At 28.3% G+C, this 10,966-nt stretch carries 11 protein-coding genes and 4 tRNA genes; 6 read left to right on the top strand and 9 right to left on the bottom strand.

What is annotated here, in order from left to right; genetic code table 11:
• Positions 1 to 150 precede the first annotated feature (150 nt).
• The 9 genes from ACTQYZ_RS03395 to asnS all read right to left on the bottom strand — a co-directional run bounded on the left by ACTQYZ_RS03395 (position 151) and on the right by asnS (position 8,821).
• Positions 151 to 444 (bottom strand): Dabb family protein, encoded by a 294-nt coding sequence (locus tag ACTQYZ_RS03395; RefSeq protein WP_441020586.1) that lies wholly within the window; start codon positions 442 to 444, stop codon positions 151 to 153.
• Between the two features lie 12 nt (positions 445 to 456).
• Entirely contained in the window at positions 457 to 1,284 is an 828-nt protein-coding gene (locus tag ACTQYZ_RS03390) for a P-loop NTPase (RefSeq protein WP_441020587.1), read from the bottom strand.
• A 122-nt stretch (positions 1,285 to 1,406) separates the two neighbouring features.
• Positions 1,407 to 2,513, bottom strand: coding sequence for a serine racemase VanT catalytic subunit (vanT, locus tag ACTQYZ_RS03385; RefSeq protein WP_441020588.1), 1,107 nt, complete (start codon positions 2,511 to 2,513; stop codon positions 1,407 to 1,409).
• Positions 2,500 to 3,525, bottom strand: coding sequence for an acyltransferase family protein (locus ACTQYZ_RS03380; RefSeq protein WP_441416020.1), 1,026 nt, complete (start codon positions 3,523 to 3,525; stop codon positions 2,500 to 2,502). The genes vanT and ACTQYZ_RS03380 overlap by 14 nt, the downstream gene beginning before the upstream one ends.
• Before the next feature lies 1 nt (position 3,526).
• Complete coding sequence (locus ACTQYZ_RS03375; RefSeq protein WP_441416019.1) at positions 3,527 to 4,273, bottom strand: D-alanyl-D-alanine carboxypeptidase family protein; 747 nt, start codon at positions 4,271 to 4,273, stop codon at positions 3,527 to 3,529.
• Positions 4,257 to 5,315, bottom strand: a complete 1,059-nt coding sequence (vanG, locus tag ACTQYZ_RS03370) for a D-alanine--D-serine ligase VanG (RefSeq protein WP_441416018.1) — start codon at positions 5,313 to 5,315, stop codon at positions 4,257 to 4,259. The genes ACTQYZ_RS03375 and vanG overlap by 17 nt, the downstream gene beginning before the upstream one ends.
• Before the next feature lie 171 nt (positions 5,316 to 5,486).
• Positions 5,487 to 6,335 carry a patatin-like phospholipase family protein gene (locus ACTQYZ_RS03365; protein WP_441020592.1) on the bottom strand — a complete coding sequence of 283 codons (849 nt, stop codon included), beginning with the start codon at positions 6,333 to 6,335 and terminating at the stop codon, positions 5,487 to 5,489.
• A 270-nt stretch (positions 6,336 to 6,605) separates the two neighbouring features.
• Positions 6,606 to 7,415 carry a Cof-type HAD-IIB family hydrolase gene (locus ACTQYZ_RS03360; protein WP_329383222.1) on the bottom strand — a complete coding sequence of 270 codons (810 nt, stop codon included), beginning with the start codon at positions 7,413 to 7,415 and terminating at the stop codon, positions 6,606 to 6,608.
• 14 nt (positions 7,416 to 7,429) lie between these two features.
• On the bottom strand, positions 7,430 to 8,821 hold the full coding sequence (gene asnS, locus ACTQYZ_RS03355; protein WP_441416017.1) for an asparagine--tRNA ligase: 1,392 nt from the start codon (positions 8,819 to 8,821) through the stop codon (positions 7,430 to 7,432).
• A 240-nt stretch (positions 8,822 to 9,061) separates the two neighbouring features.
• Between asnS and ACTQYZ_RS03350 the strand changes: the two genes are divergently transcribed.
• The 6 genes from ACTQYZ_RS03350 (at position 9,062) to ACTQYZ_RS03325 (ending at position 10,915) form a co-directional block, all read left to right on the top strand.
• A tRNA-Gly gene (locus ACTQYZ_RS03350) sits at positions 9,062 to 9,135 on the top strand.
• Positions 9,136 to 9,149: 14 nt separating this feature from the next.
• Positions 9,150 to 9,226: transfer RNA gene (locus tag ACTQYZ_RS03345), tRNA-Arg, on the top strand.
• A 31-nt stretch (positions 9,227 to 9,257) separates the two neighbouring features.
• Positions 9,258 to 9,334: transfer RNA gene (locus tag ACTQYZ_RS03340), tRNA-His, on the top strand.
• A 6-nt stretch (positions 9,335 to 9,340) separates the two neighbouring features.
• Positions 9,341 to 9,415, top strand: a tRNA-Gln gene (locus tag ACTQYZ_RS03335).
• Positions 9,416 to 10,137: 722 nt separating this feature from the next.
• Complete coding sequence (locus tag ACTQYZ_RS03330; protein WP_441416016.1) at positions 10,138 to 10,251, top strand: HTH domain-containing protein; 114 nt, start codon at positions 10,138 to 10,140, stop codon at positions 10,249 to 10,251.
• A 67-nt stretch (positions 10,252 to 10,318) separates the two neighbouring features.
• A complete protein-coding gene (locus ACTQYZ_RS03325) occupies positions 10,319 to 10,915 on the top strand; it encodes a hypothetical protein (protein WP_441416015.1) in 597 nt (198 codons plus the stop codon).
• Positions 10,916 to 10,966 lie beyond the last annotated feature (51 nt).

Here is a 10,966-nt window from a genome sequence, read left to right as displayed (position 1 = left end):
CTTTTTTAACTTTTTTTGCCATTTTTTTTCATTGACTTCTTCTCGTATACTTATCCAGCTCCCCGCTTGAAACAGCTTTGTTATATTATCACTTTATTTCCTTATTGTCAACTGTTTTTTGCAAATTTTTCTTTTTTTCTTTATAAAATCTTATTCAATGACATAATCTACTGCCACACTAGTTTCTCTCACCTTGTGCATATAGCTTTTTACAACATCACAATGATATGGATCTTTTTGATATTCATCTAAAGCTTCTTTTGATTCTAATAAAACCTCTAGTATCAAATCATAAGATCTTTCAGAATGAAGAAAGTCTATTCCTACATTTATATCTTTTATTAATGATACATGATCTTTCATAGACATAAGAGTTTCTTTAGCCATTCCGCATGCCTTTTCACTATTATCTTTTAATTTAAAGCAAACTATATGTTTTATCATTTTATACACCCTTTACAGATTTTTTAATTTTTCAACTGCTTTATCAACATATTGTTTATCAAGCTGTTCAATTTTACCTTCATCGCATTTTTTAGCAATTTCAGGATCAATTGGAATATTTGCAAGAACTTCTAACCCGTATTTTTTAGCTACTTCATCAACATGACTTTCGCCAAATACACTTATTTTTTCATGACAGTTTGGACATTCAATGTAACTCATATTTTCAACAAGTCCAAGAACATTGATATTCATAATTTCCGCCATATTAACAGCTTTTTCAACAATCATAGAAACAAGCTCTTGAGGAGATGTAACAATCATAATTCCATCAACAGGAATTGTTTGAAAAACAGTTAAAGGAACATCACCTGTTCCAGGAGGCATATCAACAAACATATAGTCAACATCTTCCCAAATTATATCAGTCCAAAATTGACCAACAGCCCCTGCAATAACAGGTCCTCTCCAAACAACAGGTTTTGTATCATCTTCCAAAAGAAGATTTATTGACATAATGTCAACTCCGCCTTCGCTCTTCTTAGGGTATGCACCCTCTTTTGTTGCATAAACACTACCGCTTACACCAAATATTTTAGGAATTGAAGGTCCTGTAATATCAGCATCAAGTATCCCTACATTGTATCCAGCCTTTTTCATGTTTGATGCAAGTAAAGATGTAACTAAAGACTTACCAACACCGCCTTTACCGCTTACAACTCCTATTACTTTTTTTATATTACTTTTTTTATGAGGTTTTACAAGAAAATCCTCTCTGCTTTGTTTTCTTGATGAACAATTTGCACTGCAATTTGAACAATCATGTGAACATTCACTCATTACAATATTACCTCTTTAATTTATTTTTCATTTTTCATAACATTATAGCACTAATACTTTATTTTTTATACATATAAAACGAAATTTAGAAATAAATTAAAAAATAAAACATATAAAATACATTATATAATCACTCTTGATACTCTTTTCGACAAACGACTTACAATTTCATTTGAAATTGTACCTCCCACATCTGCCATATCCATTGCACTTAGATTTTCACCTATTAAAACAACCTCATCTCCAATCTTAACCTCATTTATATTACTTACATCAACAAAAAGCTGATCCATACAAATTCGCCCAACTATTTTTGCTTTTCTGCCACATATCAAAACATACCCTTTATTTGAAAGGTTTCTTGGAATACCATCTGCATACCCTATACAAATAACTGCTATTTTCATTTTTTTATCTGCTTTAAAATCAAGTCCATACCCAAGCCTTTCACTAACACCAATATCTCTAACAAGCTCTACTCTGGACTTCAACGTCATAACATATTTAAGATTAATATCACACAAAACTTTATCTTCACTTTTACTGTAAATACCATAAAGAGCAATACCTATTCTTGCATAATCATATTTTAAATTTGGGTAATTCAAAACTCCATAACTTCCTTGAATATGATATTTTAAATCCTTATATCCTCTTTTTATTAAAATTTTTCTAACTTTTTCAAATCTCTTTATCTGAAGTTTTGTAAACATAATATCATTCTTACTTAAACTATCACTTACACATAAATGACTAAACACACCTTCAACAATTAAATGTTTTAAACGTAGTATATCTAAAACAATATTAACAGAAGAAAAACTCTCTCCAAGCCTATGCATACCTGTATCCACTGCAATATGAACCCTAATATCTATTTTACTGTTATTAAGCATTAAAGCATATTCATAATTAATAACAGTCTGAGTTAAATCATATAATTTAATAAGATATGCAAAACTTACATCTGTATACCCAAGAATCAATATATTCCCGACTATACCACTTTTACGGAGTCTTATACCTTCATCCAAACTCGCTACACAAAAATCATATACACCCGCCTCATTTAAAATACTTGCAACTTCAACATCTCCATGACCATACGCATTGGCTTTTATTGCAGGCATCAATTTACAACTACTTCCCAGTATTTTTCTAAATTGGTTTACATTATAAATTAAATTATTTCGATTTATTTCCATCCAAGCTCTTTTATAATTTTCCATTTATTATCCCTCTATAAGAAAATAATTTCCTAATACTTTCAGAAAATAAATAAGAAAAAATGCAAACCAATATATAAAATAACATCGAGTTATTTATTACAATATTTAATGATACAATATTTTTTAATATGAACCTGCATAAAACAATTATAAAAGGATGAATTATATAAACATACATAGACAAACTTCTTAATGTTTTTTTATTCTCTATATTAAAACTCAAAATAAAAGAGAATAAAAACACAACTAAAGGAACAAGAAAAATATACATACTGGAATGCCTTTGTAAATTTAAATTTCTAAGCATCATCCCTTCAATTAAAAGAAATATAATAGATAAAGTCAGCCCATAAATATTTACACTTCTTTTTAAAACCTTCTTTCTACTTCTAAATAAAACACCTATCATTAAAAATATCGGTGCATAAAAAATACCGTTTCTTGTATAGTCGAAAAATTTGAAAAGAAAATCATAAAAACACTTTATGTATTTTACATTATATATAACTCCATAGTAACTATCTCCCAAAAGTCCCATAACATATAAAATCAACGTTATTACAAAAACCTGCTTTAAATTAAATTTTTTACTTAAAATAAATATCAATATACTTCCTATAATGACAGATGGCATATACCATAAATGATAAAATGTCCCGTCAAATAAAAACATTTTTAAAATACTGACTATACTTTTAATATCTTCAAAACTATCAGCATACAAATTTATTGGAATATATAATAATGTTGTAAGCAAATATAAAACAACAATTTTCTTTATAAAATCAATTAATATATTTACACTATTAGAATATGTTAACACTTTATAAAGAACAAAATACCCTGATACCATTAAAAAAAACGGTACTGCAACACGAAACAATACATATGTAATATAAAAATCAAGACTTTCATTAAAAGAAGATAATGGACCGATATGTATTGCAACAACCATAAACGCAGCAATTAACTTAAAAATATCAATTCCGCCATACCCTATTCTTTTTTCCATTTTAACTTCTCCAAACAGTAACAATAAAACCGTCAATATTGTTACCTGATATCGTATAAGAAATATTATCGGGCATATCTATATATCCGTCCTTTTCAAATGGAACATAAAATATTTCTATCAAATTATTAATGTCACTATAAAACAAACTTTTTTCTTTATGTTTAAAAGATTTAACATATTCGATATACTCTTCCAAACACAAATTTTCTTTTTCCATAATTAAAGAATGCGGATATCCAACATATCTAAAATGCCACGGTTCATAAGATATTCCAGTTGTTTTTTCTTTATTCTTTTTATACCTTTCTATAAAACCATATTTAACGGCTCTTTGTTTAAAAATTTTAAAAATTCCGCTGCTTGGAAAATCAGGTCTTATAAAATCAACATCTTCACATCTTTTACCTATATCAATAGCAAGCCCTGTTTGATGTTCACTACACATAGGATAAGCTACATATTTATTTGTAAAATTAACACCATTTTCTTTTATAGAACTTTCATAAATATTTTCTTGTTCAATTAAAGTTCTAAAACCGCTTACGTATACAAATTCATCTTTAACACCAATATCAAAAAGAAGTTCTTTAAGCATAAATGCCATTTTACTTTTTATATAAATACCATTTTCAAAATCTATATTTTTCATACCAGACTTTAAAGGTTCACTTTTTAAAGGGTAGTTTCTATTTACTAAAACTAGCTCACCGTCATAAACCATATCATTATTAATAAATAGTTTCATCACCGCCACCCATTTCAATAAGTGTATTTACAATTGCATCAAAATTTATACCTACACCTTTTAACATATTTGGATATCTGCTATGAAGGGTAAATCCGGGAATGGTATTTATTTCATTAAAATATATGTTGTTATTTTTATCTATAAACATATCAACTCTTGCAAAATCTTTGCAGTCTAAAATTTTATATATTTTTTCTGCTAAAGCTAAAACTTCTTTTTCAAGTTCATTATTTATTCTTGCAGGTAAGTGAATTATTGATTTTTCCAGAGTGTATTTTTCGTTATAATCAAAGAACTTCCCTCCGGTTTCTATTTCATCTATCAAACCCGTAACAATTTTTTTATTACCAAGAATAGCTACCCCTACTTCAAACCCATCAATATTTTCTTCAATTACAACTTTATCATCATAACGAAAAGCTTCCTTTAATGCTTTATATAATCTTTCTTCACTTATTACTTTAGTAATACCAAAAGACGATCCTGATTTTAAAGGTTTTATAAACACAGGAAAGCCTACATCATCAATAAAATTTAAAATTTTATCTCTATCCTTAATATCATCTATCAATATACTACTTGGAACTTTACACCCAAAAGCTTCAACTAGCTTATGAGCTCTATATTTATCCATACATAATGAAGAAGACAACACACCGCACCCAACAAAAGGAATACCTGTAAATTCTAAAAGACCTTGTATTGTTCCATCTTCTCCGTTCTTTCCGTGAAGAACGGGAAAAACAACGTCTATATGTTTAAAATAAACCTTATCTCCTTTTATATAATTAATCCCATTTGCATCCTTAGCCATAGGAAGAAAAACTTTATAACAAGTTTCATCATCAAACCATCTATCATCTTTTATTAGATTCACATCACCTTCATACAAATAACAATTTCCATTTTTCTTTATTCCAAGTAAATGAATATTATATTTATCTTTATTGATTGACTTAATAACATAGTAAGCACTTTCTAAAGAAACTTTATACTCAAATGAAGCTCCTCCAAAAACAACTAAAACATCTTTTTTCATAAATTCCACCTTCTAAAAATAATATAAAACTTTGCAAAGTATGTAGTAATTCTGTAATATCATTATAAATTTTTAAAAGAATAAAATCTTGAAGCCTAGTTTAAGATGTTATTAAATTTTTTTAATAGTTATTAAGAAAAATTAATAAAAAAAGAACCATGAAGGTTCTTTTTAATCAGATATAAAGTTTAATAATTTATTATAAGCTTTTTTTGCATCATTATAACCAAGATTATACAATGCCTCAAGTTTATCTTTATTTTTTTCAAGTCTTGTTATATCCAAACTTTTGCTTGGTCTTATAACAAAAACATTTCCCTTTTCCTCTTCTTCCTTAATTTTATCTAATGAATTATTATAATTAATATGTCTGTTTGCCATTGAATTTATAAAATTGGGATATTTTTTATATTTTATTTTCATTATAGGCAAAAGCTTATTTTTTTCTTTTCTATATCCATTAGGCTGAGTAAGCACAACAACATTTTTTTCATTTCCATCTTTTATTGCTTTCTCAATAGGAATAGAATCTGCTATCCCTCCATCAAGATATTCTTTCCCATCAACCTTAACAATCCTTGAAAGTAAAGGAAGAGAACTGGAAGCTCTTACATAAATAATATCTTTATCCATATCTTTAAGTTTTATATATTCAGCCTCCCCGGTCTTCATATTTGTAACAACAGAATATAAATTTCCTTCATATTCTTCAAAAGTCTTTTTATCAAAAGGATATAATTTGTTTGGAATATCTTCATATACCATTTTTACCCCAAAATAATCCCCTGTTGTAACAAGACTATAAAAACTCGCATACCTTTTATCATCAAGATAATCAACATTTACTCTGTAAGCTCTGTCTCTTTGTTTTGCAAGATAGGAACAAGCATGACAAATCCCTGCAGAAACTCCATAAGTATTTTCAAAATATATATCTTTATCAATAAAAAAATCCAAAACACCTGCAGTATAGACACCTCTCATACCGCCGCCTTCAAGAACAAGTCCACCTTTATACATAGCCACCTCCACGTTTGTTCTTATATTTTAACAGATATTATAGCACCATTCTTTCATCTTTCAAACAACATCGAAACTTTTATATTCAAAATATTTTATAATATCTTTTCCATAAATTTTATATATAATAATATCATTTCAATTATTAGCATTATTCAAAATCAAATATTTAATTACTCATTCAAACTTAGTTCTATTTATATAAAAGAATTAATACACGCTTATATAAGTTTAATTTAAGTATAATAAAAAAGGAGCATTACGCTCCTTTTAAAACATTCCCGTATACAACGTTCTCTCTATTATATTTTCTATAACATAACATACGGGATCGTTATTATTATCAAGATCCAAAACAACATCACTTGCTTCTTTTAGTTTTTTACTGCCGTTTGCAACACTTACACCAAGCGCAGCATTTTCAATTAAAGGAAGATCATTGTCACTATCTCCCACTGCGATAATTTCTTCTTCTTTTACATTTAATTTATCGGCAACTTCCATTAATGTAACAAATTTATCTATCCCTTTAGGATAAAAATCTATCAACACTCTGTAAGAAACACATCCCGTTATTGTTTCATATTCCTTTGATAATATTCTATTTACATCTTCTTCGGTTTCATAATATGCACAAATTTTAAATGGATTTGGAACATCTAAAATATCTTTTAACTTGATAAAATGAGCATCTCCATTATTTGGACGCATTGTAGTAACGCAGCTTTTATCTTCAGTTTCATACCACATTCCCATTTCATTTGTAACCACAAAAGATTTACATGTTTTTCTCAAGTGTTCTACAAGACGTTTGTAATCTTCTTTATCAAAAACTTTTATAAAGTTTACTTCTCCTTTTGTATTAAAATAACTTATACCATTATCCGCAACATGATAACAATTATCAAGTTCAAGACTTTCAGCAATAGGAAGTACACCTTTATAATATCTTCCACTTGACAAAACAACATACACACCTAAATCTTTGCATTTTTTTATCGCATCTACGGTCTTTGGTGTTACTTGTTTTTTGTCGTTGAATAATGTTCCATCTATATCCAGCGCTAAAATTTTATACATATTTATCCCCTATCTTAAAATTTTGCATTATTTACTGTTCTTGGGAAAGGAATAACGTCTCTTATGTTTTTCATTCCTGAAAGATACATAACAAGTCTTTCAAAACCAAGTCCAAAGCCTGCGTGTTTTACTCCGCCATATCTTCTAAGGTCTAAATACCACTGCATACTTTCCTTATTCATTCCAAGTTCATCCATTCTGTTTTCCAAAATATCAAGTCTTTCTTCTCTTTGACTTCCTCCGATAATTTCACCAACGCCCGGAACTAATAAGTCTACAGCAGCAACTGTTTTATTATCATCATTCATTCTCATATAGAAAGCTTTTATTTCTTTTGGATAATTTGTAACAAAAACAGGAGCTTTAAAATGCTTTTCTGTCAAATATCTTTCATGTTCTGTTTGAAGATCAAGTCCCCACTCAACAGGGTACTCGAATTTTTCTTTTGCATTTTTCAAAATTTCAATAGCTTCAGTATAAGTAATTCTTTTAAATGTTGAATTAACTATACCTTCAAGTCTTTCAACAAGTCCTTTATCTATAAATTTATTGAAAAATTCAATTTCATTTTTTGCTTTATCAAGTGCATAACTTATAACATATTTCATCATATCTTCTGCCAAATTCATATCATCATTTAAATCAGCAAAAGCAATTTCAGGTTCTACCATCCAAAATTCCGCAGCATGACGAGGAGTATTTGAATTTTCAGCTCTAAAAGTAGGACCAAAAGTATATACATTTTTAAATGCCATAGCATAAGCTTCTGCTTGCAATTGTCCTGATACTGTCAAATATGTTTCAGCAGAAAAGAAGTCTTTTGTATAATCAATATTATTTTCATCATTTAAAGGTGGATTTTTCATATCAAGTGTAGTAACTTGGAACATTTCACCGGCACCTTCACAGTCACTTGCAGTAATTAAAGGAGTATTAACATAAACGAAGTCTCTTGTTTGGAAAAATTCATGTATTGCATATGCAAGTAATGAACGAAGCCTAAAGACTGCATTAAAGCTGTTTCCTCTTGGTCTTAAATGAGCAATCTCTCTCATATATTCAAAAGTATGTCTTTTCTTTTGAAGAGGATAAGAGTTATCACTATCTGCAAGAAGAGTAACACTAGTTGCTTTTATTTCAAAATCCTGTTTCATATCAGGAGTAACATTTAATATCCCCACAACCTTAACACCGCTGCAAGCATGGAATTTTGTTACCTCATCATAGTTTTCTATTTTATCTTTTTCAATAACAACCTGTACATTTTTAAAATTGGTTCCGTCGTTTATTTCCATAAACCCAAATTGATTTGAAGAACGAATTGTTCTAACCCATCCGTCAACGGTAACTTCTTTACCGTCATACATATTATAGTTTTCAAATAAATGCTTTGTATTTATTTCCATAAATATTCTCCTTAAATCCCTAATTTATTTTATTATATCACAATTTATAATAAATAAAATTAAATTTGCACCACATATATTTATTAATGAATAAAACCCTTTTATAATAGGCAAAAACACTCTTTCATATTCGTGTATAATTTAATAAAAAAGAAATATTTAAAAATATTAAATATTTTTTTTAAAAACGTGTTGACAAGATTAAAATTATGGGGTATACTATTTAAGCATTTGTGAGATGCGGGTGTAGCTCAGTGGTAGAGCCCTGGCCTTCCAAGCCAGTCGCGAGGGTTCGATTCCCTTCACCCGCTCCATTAATTTAAAATATGCGCCTGTAGCTCAGCAGGATAGAGCAACGGCCTTCTAAGCCGTGTGTCAGGGGTTCGAATCCCTTCAGGCGCGCCATAAAAACAAAAATAAACTTTGATGTTTGATGGTGATTGTAGCTCAGCTGGTTAGAGCGCTGGATTGTGGCTCCAGAGGCCGTGGGTTCGAATCCCATCTTTCACCCCAGAACACAGGGGTATAGCCAAGTCGGTAAGGCAACGGACTTTGACTCCGTGATCGTAGGTTCGAGTCCTGCTACCCCTGCCAAGCAGATAATTAATCGAATGAGCAATCATTCGATTTTTTTATTTTATATTTGTTTTTATTTTCTACTTGATAAATATATTTTGTTGGTATATCATATTTTATAAATATAGGGGTATCGCCAAGTTGGTAAGGCAATAGATTCTGGCTCTATTATTCGCGGGTTCGAGTCCTGCTACCCCCGCCATAAAAAAATAAAGTCGATTGATTTCAATCGATTTTTTTATTATTGAACAATACATAATACAGCCCCGATATATATTAAACAATAATCTTAGCACAACAATATAAGTTTATATATCTTAAAATATTTAATAATTTCAATTCTACTAAAATCCCATAAAAAGCTTTAACGACGGCAAATGTCGTCGTTTTTTTGATTGTTCACTATATTTTCAACTTATTTTTTTTCAATAAATCATAGGCAAATATTTCCAATAAAAATATAAAAACCTCATGTTAAAATTATTTTATAAAAAAATATATACAATAAAATTTCATTTTAAAATGAAATAAAATAATCAATTAATAGGATTTGCCATAAAAATATGTATTTTAACAATATTTTTAACAATCTTACAATTAATTCGTTTTTTTCACTTTTAATTGAAATTTATAACAATTTACCTATTATTTTTTTTGTGATTTAATTTTATTAAAGATAAATATATTTATTCTTAATTTCACACAATAATGGCTTAAATTCAATAATATGGAGAAGCATTATGAAAAGAGAAACTGCAATACTTAAGTATTTAATTCAAAAACAAAGCTTTACTACAATTGACGAACTTGCACAAAAATACAAAGTATCCACAAGATCAATTAGGAAAGATTAAAAAAACAATAGAAGAGTCTTTACAAAATTCTTCTATACAATTTAAAAGAGACAGAAAAAAAGGGGTATTGATAGTAAATAAAAACACGTCCGACAAAGAATTATACAAGATAATAAAAAATTTAAGTAACAACGATGATTATTACACAAAAGAAGAAAGAGAAAGCATTATTATAAATGAACTTTTAACCTCAAAAAAAGAAATTACTTATGACTATTTAATGAGTAAGACAAAAACAAGTAAAACAACTATAGTAAAAGATTTCGCACTAAGCGAAAAGTGGCTTGTTGATAGAAATATAAAAGTAATAAAGAAAACAAGAGTCGGAATCAAACTCGAATATGATGAACTTACATTCAGAAATGTGTCTTTGGAATACATAGAAAAAGAGTTAAAACAGGCAAATTATCAAAAGATATATAACAATTTCTACGGAAGTGATTTTTTTAAATTAAACTTACCGATGAATAACTATATCAGCTACGTTACAAAAAACGTAAATGTAACAATGATAAATAATTTTATAAAAAAATACGAAAATGATTTTTTGATTAAATTCATTGAAGATTCTTTTATAAAAATATTTTTGTATCTGCTAATAACAATAAAACGTATAAGTGAAGGTTTCTCGCTAGAAGACAAAAAACATAAAGCTGCTCTTTAAACAAAGACCATGATATGCATAAGTGGATAATTCAAAATGTAAAATTATTAA

Origin of the sequence: Anaerofustis sp. LCP19S3_F7 (assembly GCF_052119445.1) — a bacterium.
Lineage (GTDB): Bacteria > Bacillota > Clostridia > Eubacteriales > Anaerofustaceae > Anaerofustis > Anaerofustis butyriciformans.
The sequence above is the reverse complement of the archived record's forward strand: the minus strand, read 5'-3'. Positions and strand labels throughout refer to the sequence as shown.